Origin of the sequence: Mycoplasmopsis mustelae, from assembly GCF_004365095.1 — a bacterium.
In the GTDB taxonomy this organism is placed as follows: domain Bacteria; phylum Bacillota_I; class Bacilli_A; order Mycoplasmatales; family Metamycoplasmataceae; genus Mycoplasmopsis; species Mycoplasmopsis mustelae.
Map to the genome: position 1 here is coordinate 445,823 of NZ_SOCN01000001.1, position 17,009 is coordinate 462,831.

13 protein-coding genes and 5 tRNA genes are annotated in these 17,009 nt (G+C 26.6%); 1 reads left to right on the forward strand and 17 read right to left on the reverse strand.

The window, feature by feature from the left end; all coding sequences use genetic code 4:
* The first annotated feature begins 138 nt into the window (after window positions 1–138).
* Window positions 139–1,740: a CTP synthase gene (locus BCF59_RS01885; RefSeq protein WP_134110690.1), complete on the forward strand. Its 1,602-nt coding sequence runs from the start codon at window positions 139–141 to the stop codon at window positions 1,738–1,740.
* Window positions 1,741–1,789: 49 nt separating this feature from the next.
* Here the strand turns inward: BCF59_RS01885 and BCF59_RS01890 are convergent, their stop codons facing one another.
* The 17 genes from BCF59_RS01890 to BCF59_RS01965 form a co-directional block, all read right to left on the reverse strand.
* Window positions 1,790–3,397, reverse strand: coding sequence for an ATP-binding cassette domain-containing protein (locus BCF59_RS01890; protein ID WP_134110692.1), 1,608 nt, complete (start codon window positions 3,395–3,397; stop codon window positions 1,790–1,792).
* Window positions 3,397–4,971 (reverse strand): ATP-binding cassette domain-containing protein, encoded by a 1,575-nt coding sequence (locus BCF59_RS01895; RefSeq protein WP_134110694.1) that lies wholly within the window; start codon window positions 4,969–4,971, stop codon window positions 3,397–3,399. Before BCF59_RS01895 ends, BCF59_RS01890 begins: the two co-directional genes overlap by 1 nt.
* Window positions 4,972–4,982: 11 nt before the next feature.
* Window positions 4,983–6,863 carry a class III lanthionine synthetase LanKC N-terminal domain-containing protein gene (locus BCF59_RS01900; RefSeq protein WP_134110696.1) on the reverse strand — a complete coding sequence of 627 codons (1,881 nt, stop codon included), beginning with the start codon at window positions 6,861–6,863 and terminating at the stop codon, window positions 4,983–4,985.
* 4 nt (window positions 6,864–6,867) lie between these two features.
* On the reverse strand, window positions 6,868–6,993 hold the full coding sequence (locus tag BCF59_RS03715) for a hypothetical protein (RefSeq protein WP_268810731.1): 126 nt from the start codon (window positions 6,991–6,993) through the stop codon (window positions 6,868–6,870).
* A 974-nt stretch (window positions 6,994–7,967) separates the two neighbouring features.
* Window positions 7,968–8,054 (reverse strand) — tRNA-Leu (locus BCF59_RS01905).
* 61 nt (window positions 8,055–8,115) lie between these two features.
* Window positions 8,116–8,191, reverse strand: a tRNA-Thr gene (locus tag BCF59_RS01910).
* Between the two features lies 1 nt (window position 8,192).
* Window positions 8,193–8,268 (reverse strand) — tRNA-Val (locus BCF59_RS01915).
* Between the two features lie 7 nt (window positions 8,269–8,275).
* Window positions 8,276–8,351 (reverse strand) — tRNA-Glu (locus BCF59_RS01920).
* Window positions 8,352–8,356: 5 nt separating this feature from the next.
* Window positions 8,357–8,431 (reverse strand) — tRNA-Asn (locus tag BCF59_RS01925).
* A gap of 134 nt (window positions 8,432–8,565) precedes the next feature.
* Complete coding sequence (locus tag BCF59_RS01930) at window positions 8,566–9,471, reverse strand: MurR/RpiR family transcriptional regulator (RefSeq protein WP_134110698.1); 906 nt, start codon at window positions 9,469–9,471, stop codon at window positions 8,566–8,568.
* A 52-nt stretch (window positions 9,472–9,523) separates the two neighbouring features.
* On the reverse strand, window positions 9,524–10,531 hold the full coding sequence (locus BCF59_RS01935) for an alpha/beta fold hydrolase (RefSeq protein ID WP_166666788.1): 1,008 nt from the start codon (window positions 10,529–10,531) through the stop codon (window positions 9,524–9,526).
* Complete coding sequence (locus BCF59_RS01940; RefSeq protein ID WP_134110702.1) at window positions 10,503–11,546, reverse strand: M24 family metallopeptidase; 1,044 nt, start codon at window positions 11,544–11,546, stop codon at window positions 10,503–10,505. Before BCF59_RS01940 ends, BCF59_RS01935 begins: the two co-directional genes overlap by 29 nt.
* 47 nt (window positions 11,547–11,593) lie before the next feature.
* Window positions 11,594–11,746 carry a 50S ribosomal protein L33 gene (gene rpmG / locus BCF59_RS01945; RefSeq protein WP_134110704.1) on the reverse strand — a complete coding sequence of 51 codons (153 nt, stop codon included), beginning with the start codon at window positions 11,744–11,746 and terminating at the stop codon, window positions 11,594–11,596.
* Between the two features lie 51 nt (window positions 11,747–11,797).
* On the reverse strand, window positions 11,798–12,625 hold the full coding sequence (locus BCF59_RS01950; protein ID WP_134110706.1) for a deoxyribonuclease IV: 828 nt from the start codon (window positions 12,623–12,625) through the stop codon (window positions 11,798–11,800).
* Window positions 12,618–13,763, reverse strand: a complete 1,146-nt coding sequence (locus BCF59_RS01955) for a potassium channel family protein (protein WP_134110708.1) — start codon at window positions 13,761–13,763, stop codon at window positions 12,618–12,620. Before BCF59_RS01955 ends, BCF59_RS01950 begins: the two co-directional genes overlap by 8 nt.
* A gap of 7 nt (window positions 13,764–13,770) precedes the next feature.
* Window positions 13,771–14,742: a LacI family DNA-binding transcriptional regulator gene (locus tag BCF59_RS01960; RefSeq protein WP_234851414.1), complete on the reverse strand. Its 972-nt coding sequence runs from the start codon at window positions 14,740–14,742 to the stop codon at window positions 13,771–13,773.
* Between the two features lie 156 nt (window positions 14,743–14,898).
* The gene (locus BCF59_RS01965) at window positions 14,899–16,650 is read right to left on the reverse strand and encodes a hypothetical protein (RefSeq protein ID WP_134110712.1); all 1,752 of its coding nucleotides are present in this window, start codon (window positions 16,648–16,650) and stop codon (window positions 14,899–14,901) included.
* Window positions 16,651–17,009 lie beyond the last annotated feature (359 nt).

The window sequence follows — 17,009 nt, forward strand, 5'->3', positions numbered from 1 at the left end:
TATATCAAAAGCATATAATAGCAGCGTTAATTCTTTACTTATACTTATTATAAAAATGATATAATTGCAAATTATAAAATAATTAAATTTCTTGATGAATTTAATTATTTTTCATTTATGTGGTGATTTAGGAGAAAGATGTCAAAGTTTATATTTGTAACTGGTGGAGTTATATCTGGTTTGGGTAAAGGAGTTGCGGCGGCTTCGGTTGGAAACTTATTAAAAGCAAAGGGGTATAGTGTTTTCGTTTTAAAATTAGATCCTTACTTAAATGTTGATCCCGGTGTAATGTCACCTTATGAGCATGGTGAAGTTTATGTAACTAATGATGGCGGGGAAACAGACTTAGATTTAGGTCATTATGAAAGATTTATTAATGAAAATTTTTCAAAGGATTCTAATTTTACTAGTGGAAAGATTTTTCAAAATATCTTAGAAAAAGAAAGAAAAGGTGTTTATAATGGTAAAACTGTTCAATATATTCCGCATGTAACTAATGAAATTATTTCAGTAATTCGTAATATCGAAGATAAATATCATACTGATTTTGTTATTGTTGAGGTTGGCGGGACTGTAGGAGATATTGAGTCAAATCCATTTATGAATGCATTATCACAAATGGGGTATCAAGAAGGTAAAGACACTTTTTTTATTCATGTAACATATGTTCCTTTTTTAAAAACATCAGGTGATTTTAAAACTAAACCAACTCAATTTTCGGTTTCTACCTTGCAAGGTTTAGGAATTAAACCCAATATGATTTTTTTAAGGTCAGATAGTATGTTGCCTAATGCAATTATTAAAAAAGTAGCTTATACTTCATTATTAACTGAAGAGTATGTAGTATCGGTTCCGGATATTGAAAATATTTATAATATTCCAATTTATTTAAACGACAAAAAAGTAGCAAATAATATCTTAAAATATTTTGATTTACCTGATAATGAAATTAATTTAGATGAATGGAAAGCATTTGTTAAAAAAGTAGCAGAACCCAAACAAAAAACTTTGATTATTAAGATGTTGGGTAAATATACAAGTTTTTCGGATGCCTATAAATCAATCAATGAAGCTTTAAAAATTTCGGCAGTATCGTTAAATTTAGATATTAAATTAGAATATATTGATTCAAGTGATTTAAATAATGATAATTTGGACTTAATTTTTAAAAATGCTAATGGGATTGTAATTTTACCAGGTTTTGGAGTTAGAGGTTTTGAGGGTAAAGTTTTAGCAGCAACATATGCAAAACAAGCTAATATACCAACTTTTGGAATTTGTTTAGGAATGCAAGCGATGACTGTGGCTCAAGCTCGTAAACAAGGAATTAAATATGCAACCTCTAGAGAGTTTGCTGTCGATGAAGATAGGGAAGTTTACGTTTTAGATTTCGTTAAAGGTAAGAGTTCAAGCGATAATTTGGGTGGAACTTTGCGTTTAGGTTCATATGAGACGGTATTTGCTCCAAATTCGCTAATAGCTAAGTATTATCAATCAGATAGTATTTGAGAAAGACATAGACATAGATATGAAGTTAATTCAGAGTATATAAATCGCATAGAAAGTGCTGATTTTGTTTTCAGTGGATATAATCCTAAATTAAATTTAGTGGAAGCGTGTGAAGACCCGACCAAAGATTTCTATATTGGTGTGCAATATCACCCAGAATTTACAGCACGCCCATTAAAACCACACGCATTATTTACTAATTTCTTAAAAGTAGCAGGTAAAATTAAATAACTAATTTGCCTGAAAATTTATAAAAAACAACATTTGCTGTAGTTGTTTTTTATATATCTAATCTAATAACAGAATTAAAGGATTGTAATTGTTCGTCGCTAAAATGATGTGAAACAATAATTACTGTTTTATCAGTTTTCAAGAGATTGTCTAGAATTTTTTGTGCTAAATCTTTATTTAAGTTAGATAAAGATTCATCTAATAAAAGTATATTTTTATTTTGATAAATATATCTTGCTAAACTAATTCTTTGTTTTTGTCCTAGTGATAAGCGATTAAAACAATCGAATTCAGATTCATCAAATTTTTGGATAATATCTTCGTCCATATGGACAAATTTTAGTGCATTTAATGCTTTTTGTTTATCTTTTTCCAAAAGGGAAACATTGGCTAAAACGTTTTGGTCAAAAACAAAGTTTTCAGCGTTAAGATATGAAAGGTGATGTTTAATAGAAGTATCTTTAAAGTTTTTAATATCGTTGCCGTTAATTAAGATTTGTCCTTGATAGTTGTTTATATTGTTTATTAATATATTCAATAATGTTGATTTACCACAACCGGATTTGCCTATAATTGCATATTTTTTACCTTTTTCAAAGATGAAATTAAAGTTTTTAAAAATAAGTTTATTATTATAATTGAAATTAAGATCTTTGATTTCAATGTTCTCGATTTGAGATAATATTTGTTTGGATGTATCTAGTGGTAAGTTTAAATTAAGCATTTTGTATAAGTTACGCGATGCTAAAACATCTCTTAAGCTATTGATGAATTTTTGGAAATCATCTTTTGATTCATCGATAACTTTTTTAAAGATGTAAATAGTGCCTAATGAAATTGGTGCGTATTGAAAATTACTAATGTATAAAAAACCTAAAACTATAATTCCTATAACGCTTCCGATTTGATTGATTGAATTAGATAAACCGGAATTTCAAGTTCGGATGTTATCGTTGAGGTAGACTTTTTGGTAATAATTTAAGATTTCATCTTCTACAAACTGATATAATAGGGTACCCTTATTTGAATAATATAATACTGAATATCTTTCTAATAAGTAGGATAATTTAGTAGTGAGTTGATTTAATGCTTTTTGGTTTGTTTCAATATATCAACTGATTTTTTTATAAAAAAGAAAATTAGGAATAACAGAAAAAGTAAAAATAGCAATTACTAAAACTAACGCAATTCAACTAGTTGAAGCAAAGAATGCAATAATTAATAATAAATTAATTCCGGTAGCAATTGTATCAACCAAAGGAATTATTGAACTATTTGCAAAAGCTCCGGAATTATTAATAATTTGTTCAAAAGCACTTTGCGATGTGTAATTAAGTTTTGATGTAGCGTCTGCTTTAAAAACTTGATTATAGAAAATTCTGGCGATAGATTTAGCAGTATAGATTTGAAACTTATTAGATAGCATATAAAAGAAATATGTACTGACTAACATTATTAAGTATGCTAAAGCAACTACAATGATTAAAATACTAAAACTTAGGAATGGATTGTTGTTAACAACCACAAATTTACCGACAATACTATCAATTGCATATCCTTCTAAAATAGACAACACAAATTGAAAAGTAGATGTAATAATTGAAATAATTAAAAATAAGATAAAAGGAGTTTTAATGTTATTTAATAAGTGTTTCATTAATTAATCTCCAATTCTTCGAGGTTTATTACACCGTCATAATCGGTACTGTTATCTAAATGGTGTGTTGAATTAATCAATAATAATTCATTATTGTGTAGTATTTTTTTAAATAAATTGTCAGTACTATCTTTATCCAAATTAGATGTCGCTTCATCTAAAATCAAGACATTCTTATTTCTGTAAAAATGTCGTGCAAAATTTATTTTTTGTTTTTGCCCGGTTGATAAACTACTGTCGCTTTCAATTTTATAATTTAGATCAAAGTCTTCCATATTTGCTTGCTTTAAAGCGTCTTTTACTTGTTCATCTTTATCGGTATCTCATAATGTAATATTATTGTAAATATTATCAAAGAAAAGATTTTCTTGGTTAGAAAGGTAGGTGAAACTGTTATTTCATTTAGATATAGGAATTTCTTTTAAGTTAGTTTGATTGATATTAATTTGTCCATTATAATCATTAATTTGTTTTAGAAGCAAGTTTAATAAAGTTGATTTACCAGAACCAGATTTACCCACAATTGCGTATTTTTTACCTTTTTTAAATGTGTAATTAAAGTTTTTAAAGACAGTTTTTTCACCATAACTAAAGCTAAGATCTTTTATTTCAATTTTATCTATATTTATGGGTGCATTAGGATTTACAATAATAGGTTTTTCGAGAGAAAAATCTTTTAAATATCCTTTATATGCTGCATAATTTTGATTCATATAAATCACATAACGCAATTGAATCCCTAAACTAAAGAAGTAGCCTGGAAAAGAGAAAATTAAAGCAATGTTCTCGTTTTGTTTTAGTATAAAGAAGGCTGTTAAAATTAACATTGTAATATAAGAAAAAAATTGAAATGAAGTATTGAATAATTCAAAAATAATTACCTTACCTTGCGTTTTTTCAGTCTCTTTTAATCATTTTTTAACTATTTCATCGATAAAAGTAATTATTTTTTCTTCTTTATTTAAGTATCATAAAAACTTAAAACTATTAAAAACATTTTGTAAAGATGATATATATTTTTCCATATTAGACATATATTGTTTATGCATTTTTCCTGCGATTATACTAAGAAGAATAGGAATAATAAAAGATACAATTAAAATTCCTAAACCAATCAAAGCAAGTTTTCAACTAAGTGCAAACATTACTGCTAAAGTAGTGATTTGTATTATAAAACCTACTAAAACATTAAAAAAGCTTTCAAAGATAAAGGTTTCTATCTCAGGGATTCTTTTATTTATTCAAACTAGATATTTTCCTTCTTTATTTTGTTTAACATCATTTGCTGATAAACTAGAAATTTTGCTAATTGCACCTTTACTTAATAATTGACTTATAATTAATTTTCATTTATTCTTAAGTAATAATTGTATAATAGTGCTAATTATAAAAACTACAGTAAGGGAAATAACAATAATTAAATTTAAATTAAATTTATTATCTAAAACACCCGAACTAACGCTGTTAATTAACTCAATGGTAAAATATACGGCAATTGATGAAGAAACAATAGAAATAATACTAAAGAAAAAAATAAATAACATCAGAAGTTTATTTTTGGTAAATTTTTGCATTTAACCTCCTTTTATTTTACTAAAACATGATACAAAAATTGTAAGCCTTGGTATCCATTTAAAAAACTTTCATCTATCTTATTGTTGTCATAATCATAAACATAATTATTTTTTGTTGCAAATAAAATGAATGACAATTCATTTTTTAAATTCTCACAAGATTTATCAAAAAGCTTAAAATATAGATATTTTATTATTAAAAGTCCAGCATAACCATTTGCAATCCCTATTTTTCTTGTAAAAACATTAAGTAGTGGAATTATTAGTTTAATAATATTTTCATCGTAGATGTTGATATTAAATTTAAATTTAATAAATAAGAATATATAAATTAAACCTGCAGTTCCGTTATTGATATAGGGAGAATATGAATAATCATTATTATAAGTTCCATTTACACTTACTTTTGAAAGTTCTTTGTCGATAATCGTATTTTGTATTAAGTTTTTTATTGTTTCAAAATTATGAGAATCAATCACAGTCATTAAGTAATATTTAAAAATAAAATTAGAAGATAATAAGTTTTTATTTAATGTTTCAAAGATTTCGCTTATAGTAAGGTTATTATTTGAAAAGATTACTTTTTTATTATCAAAAAGTAATTTTTGAATTAGTGGTTGATTAAAGATCTCATTAATATTAGCTGGCGAAAAACGTTTTTTAAATATTTTAAAAAGTCTTAGAACAACTTTAAACAATTGAATATCTTTATTTACATACATTATAAAAGATATATATTTACGAAAGTGAATTGTATAAAAATTACTTTTAATATCAAAAAACAAATCCAACAACATATAAAAAAGTTTTAATTGGTCGTTCTTTAGATTAAGTTGTCTAGGATTATAATATTGACTTATAATCTCTTTATTTATGAGTTTGCGTTTTTTATTTGAATATATAAATGAATGTTCTAAATCAATAAAAGTTAATTTATCGTCTATTTGATTATAAATAAAATTACTTGCTTTAATATCATTTAGAATTAAATTATTATCATTAATAAATTTTATTAATTTTGTATTATGATTTAGCAATTTATGCGCTAAATCATATTTTGATTGTTTTGTATCAAATAAAAGTGAAATTGATTCTTTAAATTTCTCTAAAGTAGTTCCGGGACAAAATTCATAAACAAAAAAATAACTTTGTTTATTATAAAAATGTTCTATCGCTTTAGGTAAGTATTCGGAATTTATTAATTTAGAGATTAAAAATTCCTTCTTTCTATTTTCTATGTTTTTATCAAAACGAAAATGTCTTTTGCTTTCTTTGATAATGTAAAAAAGATTTGCTTTCTTAGTTAATCAAATATTGCTATAGGAATCAAAATATATAATCCCTATAATTTGATAACCTTTAAATTCCTTTTTAGATTTATTTAAATTTTTAGTTTTAAATAAATCATCAATATAATCAGGTTTATATTTTTTTATAATAGTTTTATAGTCGTTTTCATTGTAAGTAGTAATACTACCTCATCTATAATGAATAATACTATTTTTATATTGCTTGTCAGAATATGTAAGTGGTCCCGAAAATCCTTTTAGTAAGGAATATAAATTTAAGATAATAAATTTTGCTTGTTTTTCATTAATCGGATAGATAGTTATAAACTTACCGGTAAGATTATTGATTTTCTTTTGAGTTAATGTATTTTGAAATTCTTTATAATCTTTGATATATTTAAAGGTCATCTTATGTTGTTTACAAAAACAAACAACTATATTCAAAATTTGTTTATAATTAACTAAAATGGCTGAAATATGAATTTTTCAACCATTTTCAGGTAATTTAGTCTTTTCATAAATAAAAGATAAGAAATCACCATTATTGGTAATTTCTCATTTTTTATTAAATAAGTATGAAAAATCTTTGATTTTTAAAGACATAATTTTAGTTGTTTACTATTCTACAAAAAATAGTAATTTGAATAACATTACTAGCTTCCAAAAACTCTTCTAGTGATATTTTTTTCATTGTTTCTGGAACAACGAAATCTGTGTTAAATAATTCTAACATAAATACTCCTTTTATATTTTGATTATATAAAAAGTATAAATTTATATTATGAAAAATATATTTATTGTATTTGTGTTTGATAAATTCGTAAAATTTTCCCATTTTTTATTCAGCTTTTTATATAACTTGTTTTATTTTATCATTTTATTATTAGTTAGTTATAAAAAAATATAAATATGTTTTGCAACTAACTCAAACTCAAATAAAATTTTTATAACATTCTGTCTTTTGTTATTAATCTTTTTGATTTAGATAGATTAAGCGTATTTAATTAGTTTCTATTCCTTATAATTTTACTGCTATGTTTGTGACATAGATCTTAGGTTGTAATTTAAAGTAATTACTTTCTTAAAATTATTTATCTACTTATAGTGAATGGAAGTTAAATAAAATAGAAAAGAATTTCTCTTTACTTTCTAAATAGTCTGCATCTCTTTTGAAATTAGCCATTGCCACTTCTAGTCAATTTTTCATATTGGTTGATAATTTAAATTGCACTTTATCAAATAAAGGTCTTACGGGTTGAAGTTATTGTTATTTTGAGATGTTTTGTTTGATCATCATCAACCACTTATTGATATGCATTTAAAATTATTTGATTCAGTTTTAATTTTTGTGTAGTATTAGTATTTATACTATTTGAAGAGCCCTAATTCGCTACGTTTATCAAAATTAATTTGTAATTTATTTGTTAAAGTAGTAACACTATTTAACACTCTGAATTTTTACTTTATATTTCAGTAGGAAGAAAACATTTTCATATTTTATATATATAAAATTATTGCGCTACTTTTTATTTAGATATAAATTAGATCAAAATAAAAAAGATGCTTTAGGGTCTCGATCCTAAAGCATTATAAAATTATTTAAATCTTACATTATGTATTTTAAAAAAAGATTTTCGGTAATTAATTTATGATAACAATAAATATAAGAAAGTTTTATATATAAACAATAAAATAAAAAGTAAAAAATGGTGCGCGAGGAGGGACTTGAACCCTCATACCGATTAAAGCACTAGAGCCTAAATCTAGCGTGTCTGCCAATTTCACCACCCGCGCAAAATAATGTTAAAACATAAATAAATTACTAATATTAATTTTAATAAAAAAGCACTCGCCTTGGTGCCGTCTATAGGACTCGAACCTACGACCTACTGATTACAAGTCAGTTGCTCTACCAACTGAGCTAAGACGGCATGGTGGAAGATAAGGGACTCGAACCCATGACATTCGCCTTGTAAGGGCGACGCTCTCCCAACTGAGCTAATCTTCCAAAAAAATGGCAGTCTGTACGGGGATCGAACCCGTGCGTGCATGGATGAAAACCATGTGTGTTAACCTCTTCACCAACAGACCATAAATGGCGCCGATTATTGGGATTGAACCAACGACCAACTGGTTAACAGCCAGCTGCTCTACCGCTGAGCTAAATCGGCATTAAGTAATTGCTAAAGTATTATAGCACTAATTAAGAATTTTAAAAAACATAATTAAATTATTTTTAGGTTTAATTTCTATCTAGAATACTAAATTATTATATCACATATAAATAAATACCAACACAATGTATTTATTTCTTTCTATACTCATTGCATAATGTTTTATTATCATCTAGATGGTTTCAACTTTTTACTAAATTGTTAATATTTTTAAAGATTTTTCTTTGATAATCAATTTTGTTAGATAAGTAAGAAAAAATAATATCACAAATCATAAAACCAGCAATCTTTGAACCCAAAGCACTAATGCGATAAGACTGTTCGATAGAGTCAATTAAGACTACATTTTGAACTTTAGCAGATTTAAATTTTAAATTCTTGGTTCAAATTGAATAAGTAATTTTACGTTCTTCAAGATATTTTAAAATTCATTTTACTTCTAAAGTTTGCATACTACGCGAAATAATAGTAATGTGAACTGTTTTATATTGTAATAAAGCACTGAAAGATAAAAAGGTATGTACATCTTGGCAAAAAATGATATTAAAACCAATTTTGCGCATATTGCTAGTAAAATAAGAACCAACCAAAGCAGATTCACCAATACCGAAAACTAAATTAATTTTAAATGCTAATAAAGTATTAATATATTCATGCAAATTTTTATATCCCAAATCTAAGAATTTTTGAGTAGTTCTTTCAACAGTGAACATATAATGTGTTTTGATGTTTTTGATAACCTCATTTAAGGTTTTTGCATTATCGTTTTGCTTTCAATCTAAATGGTCTTTTAGATATTGATTACGTTGAGAAATGTAGATTTTTAACCCGTTTACATTTTTAAAGCCAAGATTTTTAGAAATCCGTGAAAAAGTAGGTTGTGAGATGTCTAATTTTTGACTCAGTTGGCTATTAGTAAGTTTTAAAAATTCTTCAGTGTCTGTGTTAATATAATCAACGAATTTTACTAATGATCTTATGTGTTGGTTTTGTTGTATTTTCTCTTTTAAATTATCATCAAAAAGATCTCTTTTCATATATTTATTTTATAAGATTTATTGAAAAATAATTTTAACTAAAAAATTACAATTATTTTTCAGAAATTAAGTCGTTATATATTTCTTCGCTATATTCTTTTAATTTTTTAAAAATTCCATCTTCCTTAACGGAATGCGCGGCAGCATCGATAAAAGCTAATTTGCACTTTTTAAGTTTTCTCGCGAGCAGATATGCACCGACAGGTCTAGTATCTACATCTTGACGACCATGAACGATATAAGTTTTGATGTTTTTGATCTTATAAGTCTTTGCTAAAATGTAGTTATCATATTTTAAAAATGAATTATTTAAAAAATAATGTAGCTGGTTAAACATCATATCAATGCGTGCGTTTTTAGTAGCATTTGAATTATCATCAATGTTTTCGGAGGTTTTAATTGATACTAAAGCGTTTTCTCAATCTGTAAATTTTTTAGCAAGTTTAGCAAGACTAAAAAATCTTTTATTTGGATTTTGAATTTTTTGCATTTTTAATCATGCGTAATGATATTTTTCTAAAACATTTTGACCCGGATAATATCAAACTGCTTTGTTAAATTCGTGAAATTTGTCAGGGTAAAATTGCGAAGCTCCGTTTGGTTTGTATAAATAATCTACGTCTTCTTGTCTTGCCAAAAAGACACCACGTAATAATAAAGTGGAAACGTTTTGTGGATATTTTATAGCATACAATAAAGCTAAAGTAGTTTCTCAACTACCACCAAAGAGCACTACTTTGTCTAAGTTAAAATGTTTTCTAATGCGTTCAATATCTTCAACTAATTCGCTTGTATTATTGTCTTGGTTTTGGTATTTTGGATAACTTTTTCCGCAACTGCGTTGATCAAATTCATATAAAAGAAATTTTTTAGTATCAAAAACGTCTAATGAGGCTTTTGAAATGCTTGATCCAGGACCTCCATGGACTATAATTACAGGAATAGAATTATTTGGATTTCCTTTAACATAACAATGAATTCTGTGTTTTGAAGGAGTTGATATAAAAGTGTGTAAATCTAAGTTCACTTCTTTATTTTTCGTTCGGTCTTGAAAAGACATAGTGTCCATCTTCTGTTACTAAAACATCATCTTCAATTCTAGCACCACCCAAACCTTTAATATAAATTCCAGGCTCAACAGTTAAAATCATTCCAGGCTCTAAAACATAATCAGAAGATTTAGAAACTATTGGAAATTCGTGTACATCGATTCCTAAACCGTGTCCGGTTGAGTGTACAAAATAATCACCATAACCTTTGGCAGTTATATAATTACGGCAAATTTTATCAATTTCTGATGCTTTAATTCCTGGACGCACTGCTTTACGTCCTGCGGCAGCAGATTCTTTAACAATTTGTAGAATTTCTAGCTGTTTTGGATCTGCTAATTTTTCATCACCTAAAATAAATGTTCTGGTAATATCGGCTGTATATCCTTGATATTGTGCTCCGAAGTCAATTTTTAATAAGCTGTTATTTACTAGCTTCTTATCGGTCGGATGGTGGTGAGGTTCAGCAGAATTTTCAGCAGACGCTACAATTTCTTCGAATCCTTCTTTTTCTGCACCATGTATTTTTAATAAGTAATTTAATTTTGCAGCAACTTCTTTTTCGGTCATTCCTGGTTTAATTCATTGTTTTAATTCTTCTAGGGCCTGCATTGAAATATCTACGGCTTTTTGAATTAATTTAATTTCATTTTTATCTTTTTGAATTCTAAGTTGTTGACCTGAAATTCATTCAATGTGTTGAGGTTGTGTTCATGACAAAATTCGGTCTTGTACTTCTTTTACTAAATATTCTTTTTCTAAAGCAATTTTTTTGAAGTTTTTAGCTTCGAACCATTTTTTAATAGCATCACCGGTTAATAAAACAACTTCAACGTTTTTGGCATATTTTTGTGCATATTCAATATATCTACCATCAACAAATAATGTGGCACAATCTTTTTCGATTGCGATAAGACCATCGGTGGTTTGTATTCCTGTATATCAAAGTCTGGTTTGTGGAGCTTCAGAAATTAAAACTTCTACTCCGGTTTTAGTGAACATTTCATTTAATTTTGTTTTGTTCATAATTCTCCTTTATATTATAAAAAAACGCAGCAAAGTGCATTCTTCAATTATTTCTTTTCTTTGTGGGTTGTGTGTGCATTACATTTTGAGCAGTGTTTTGATAATTCAACCTTTTCTGGGTGAGTTTTTTTGTTTTTCTTTGAAATGTAATTTTCCATCTTGCAAGTTGTGCAAGCTAATGTATAACCATCTCTTGGCATTTTTGCTCCTTTATATTTTAAAAGTCAAATTGATATATGTATTTTATCAAATTATTTTTGTAATAATAATGCAATTTCTTGTTTATAAATTGGTCCTTCTGGTTTTCAAGGGGTTTCTAAAATAATGGGAATATTATCAAAATCAGGATCATGCACGAACCTTTTTAAAGTATGAGTACCTATATTTCCCTCTCCGATGTTTGCGTGGCGATCTTTATGAGAGAAAATTTCATTTTTTGAATCATTTAAATGGATAACTTTGGTGCGTTCTAATATGTTTCAACGTTTTAATTCTGCTTTAAATTCTTCATAGTTTTGTAAATCATAACCAGAATCTCAAAGGTGGCAGGTGTCTAAACAAACTTGTATACGGTCAGAATTAACCCAATCTAAAATATAGCGAATTTGTTCAAAATTAACACCTATTTCGGTTCCTTTTCCCGACATTGTTTCAATGCATATTACAACATCTTCGGTGTTTTTTAGAATGTATTTTAGTGAATCAATTAATTGATCTAACGCTTCTTGTGGTTCGAATTCAGTATGTGCTCCAGGATGTAAGACCATGTATTTAAGGCCTAAATAATTCATTCTTTTGATTTCTTGGATTAAGAAGTCATTTGAAAAAGAATGTTTACTTGGACTAGCAGGATTGATAATATATGGTGCATGAACGATAATGTCTCTTTGGGCAATTTTATCTTGATAATTTTGTAGATATTCATCTAATTTATATTTTTTTACATCTACACGTTTGGTTGTTTGTGGTGCACCTAAATAAATCATCATAACATTTGCTCCGTTATTTAATGATTCTTGAACTGCTCCAGGGAGATAATGTGGTGCTTTAAATGAAATATGAGACCCTAATTTAATCATTTTTTACCTCTTTGTTCTTAGATTCTTTTTCTTGCTTCTTTTTACTTTTTTTATCTATGTGTGCTTGCATTTGATTCAAAAATGCTCCTGCAATAACCCCTGATGGAATAGCAATAATTGCTAATGCAATAATTGCATTTATAGATACAATAATTTTAGTTAACGGCGCATGTGGTAGGAAGTCTCCATAACCTATGGTAGTTAATGTTATGGTTGAAAAGTATAAAGCATCTACAAAATTTTGAACATAACCTGATGATAAAGCGTTGTACTCGCTTAAAATAAATTTATTTTGACCGTTATTAAAAATATTAATGAGATCCTTATTTATATTGTTATTGGCGATAAATGCATCTTTATCTACTTGATTTTCTAAAGTAGAATATGTTGCAAATATTTTTCAATTTTCTGGTTGATAACCTTCAACAAATCCTTTTTTTGGATTATTTGGATCAAGGAAGAAAACCTTATTAATAAATGTTTTTTGTTCGTTTTCTAAATAAATTGTTTCATTATTTCAAATTAAAATAGCAAAAATAATAATGACTAAGAGAACTAATAATAAAACGTAAGATAACACTTTTTTTTGTTTGGAAAAAACATCAATAATAATTTTAAATGGTGCAAAAAATGTTAAAACAATAAAAAGTCTAATGAATCTAAAAATATTTAAAACTTTAAAAATATTAATGGTTCTTTGAAACTCTGAATTAGTAGCAATCTCACTTCTTAAAATTTCAATAGTGTGTAGTGATGATAAAATACAAATTAAAATGACAATTCCATTTCATGAAAAAATATATTTTAAAGTGCTTTTTCAAACGGGGGTTTTTGTGTCTTTTTCAGTATATTTACGATAAGTTAGTAAATGTGATATATAATCAAATAGGAAAAATAAGAATGTAAATAATTGTAATATACTAACAGTGGTTTCTCAAGATTGTCTAATACTGTCGCCAGGGGAAACTAAAGAAAAAACAGAAATTAATGAACAAAAAATAACTATTAAAACATAGATTACGCGCGGTAATTTAACAGCTTTGGTATTTTGAAACTCTTTATCAAATTTTCGCGTTGATCAAACGGTTGCTGTAAAAAGTGTTAATAAATTATTGTCTTGTTTTTTAGTAATTTTCATATTCTCCTTATTTTTTAGCGTCAACTATTTCTAATGGAATAATTTTATTTATAAATTCACCAGTTTCACGAAAAACCGAAATCATATCTTCTATTTTAAAACCAATATTTGGATAATCTATAAAAAGTTTGGCAGAGTAATTTTTTAAATTATCATATACTGATTGATAACCAATATCTGATAAATTATATTCACGTGAGCCTAAGTTTACCACTAATGTTACATAGACTTCATGAGTAGAACAAATAATGTTTTTTATATTATTGCGTTTTAGGTAGTTATGTAATTTTAATATTTCATCATATTCTTTTTTGGTTGATAAATGAAAATCATATATTTTTCAACCATTATCATGGCAGGCTTGTTCATATCCTTGCATACGTTCGGCAATTTGTGAATCAGAAAGTCTGTCGTCACTAACAAAAACCGCCTTACGGTCTTTAGGATTTGCATTATTTAAAACTTTGGTAGTTAGATCATAAAATCCTTTTTGAATATCAGGTTTAATTCAATTTAAACCATTGACTTGGTGTCCATACATTATCACAGCTGTATCCTCGATTTTACGGATGTGATCAAATAAATCCTTATCATATTGTGGAATAAAAATAACAATTGCGGTAGGTCTTCATGATAAAGCATATCTAATAGTTTCAATATAATCTGATGTAGAACTTCCGGAATAAGTAGTATTAACTCTACGACCAGCTTTAGAGCATGAAATTGTAATTCCGCTTGCAATTGAAGCAAATAAACTTTGTGCTCAAATTGGCATAATAATGAATACTGAGTTATCACGGCCTCGGATTAAGCGCGCACCGTGGTTTGGTAGGTATTCGTTAGCTCTCACAACTGCTAGAATTCGGTCTTTTGCTTTTTGAGAAACATAACCGTTATTGTAATAGCGAGAAATCGTGGAAATTGAAACTTTTGCCTGTTTTGCGATGTCTTTGTATGATAATGTTTTTTTACTAAACATAAAATTTATTATATCATAATTAAATTAAAAATATTGCTTAAATGAACCTAATTTTTAAGGATTTTTAGTCGGAAAAAGAAAATTTTTTATATTTTTTTAACTATATTATAGGTAAAAAAGCAAAAATATCTAAAAATAACGCATAATGCGCTACTTTTAGATATTTGCACTGTTTTTGAGTGCTTGTGATTTGTTCTTTAAGTTGTTGAATGATTGAATGACTGGTGGTTTTGTAGTTATACCAATTCCATCATCAACATTACCTAAATATTTGTCATAAATTTCTTGATAAAAGTATCCGTCACGTAAAACCCGATCAATTGAAAATAATAATTGTGAGATACCGATTTGTAAAATTCTAGAATTTTGAATGTGTTCTGTGAATGTATATACTTTTAATCCATTTACATTACTTAGTGTGTAAAACTCATCTAAAACTTGTTTTTTAAGTTCTATAAATTTATTTTGCAGTTGTTTATCGACTTCAGTTAGAGTAAAGGTACGAACTAAATTTGTTGGAGTTGAATATATAAAACCTGTTTTTCTGCCCCATGTTACAGATACTCTTTTTGCATCATTTGCAAGTTCTCGCGGAGCATTTGCTTCAACCAACGTTGTTAGGTATGGACTAGTGCGTTTTCAATCCTTTTCTTCAACAAACATAAGTGGTTTTTTGGTTCGGATTTGTTTAATTATTTTATCTTGAATAGATTTAATTTCTGCCGCAGACGAAGCAACGGATAATTGATTTGTAAAATCATAATTATTGTTAGGTTCTTGTACGTTAAGGATTTTTAAAGAAGCATTTGCGCTAGTTAGTGCTTTTGAGATTTCATTATTTAGTTCTTGCAATGCTTCTTGTAAGAAGCTTTGCAATTGAGATACTGAATTTTGATTATTTATTTTTGCACTAATTTTATCTTTTATGGTTTTAGAACTAATTTTTGATAAAGTTACATTAATAACACTTTTTAAATTTGTTTTTTGGTTTGTTTCTGTTAGTTTTGAAAATTCAGATTTAATTGCCTCTAATAAAGAATTTAATGTTTCTAAAGTATCAGAATTTAATAACTTTTGGTTAAATGCATCTTTTTGATCTGAATTTAATAAAGAAATATTTAAAGTAATTTCTTGTTTTTTAGCTTCAATTTGTTGTTGTTTTCTCTGTTGCTGTTGCTGTAAAAGTTTATCAATTTCGTTTTCAAAAGAAACTAATGCATCGTAAGTTTGAATCTCATTTAATTTCTGCAATTGTATATCTTTATTTTCTTCTAGTTGGTTAACTTTCTTAGCAACTTCTGCTTTTTGACTTTTAAATTCTGTTTGTTTTTCAAAATTAAATTTATTTATCGCTTCCTGTTTTAGTGTAGAAATTGTAGTGAAATCATCATCTAATAACTTAAATTTTTCTAGTAATTCTGCATTATCTTTAACTTTATCTATATAGGTTTTGGTTTCCTGTTTTAAATTTTTGAAATATGTATCAATCATTTCTTTAAGATTTTTAATATCTGTTTTACTTCTCAAACTTAAATAGCTTGCTAAGAAGTTTTTTTGACTAATAGAATTTGTTTGTATTTTAGTATTGATAATATCGCTTAAAAATTGTTTTTGTTGTTGAATTTCTTTAACTAATGCGTTTTCTATCTTAGTTTTTAGAATTCTTAATTCAGATTCATCTTTAGCTTCATTTAGTTCAGAAATAAAGTTTGCTTTATTATCTAATGAATTAATTTTAGTTTGTAACTCCTGTCTAAGTTCTTGATCTTGGATTTGCTGGTTTTGTGGTTTTGTATTTGTATTAATAGTTTGATGGTTTTGGGTTTGTGAACAAGCAACTGTTAGTATAACAGGGCTTGTGGATGTAGTAAAAACGAGCAACGCTCTCAATTTATTTTTAATTTTCATTTTATTTCCTTTTTTTAATTATTTATTATTTTAATATTTTAACATATTTTAAAAGGTAAAAAAAGACCAAAAGTGGCCTTTAAATTATTTGATGAAAGGAGGGTTATCTCAAGCAGCGACATATTTAATATGTCTCATTCTTGTCTAAAACAAGTATCGTTAATATGATAGCACAAAATTTTAAATTTCAATAAATTTTTTATGCAAAAAATTTTAATTAGTATTTTAAAAATGTTAGCAAAGTAGTAAAGCATAAGATGTAAATATTAATAAAGTATTTTAAAACAATTATTATTAACTTATTCCCTCTATTAAAGAAAACCTTAAATAAGCGAGAAAGTTGATATATGATTATTCTT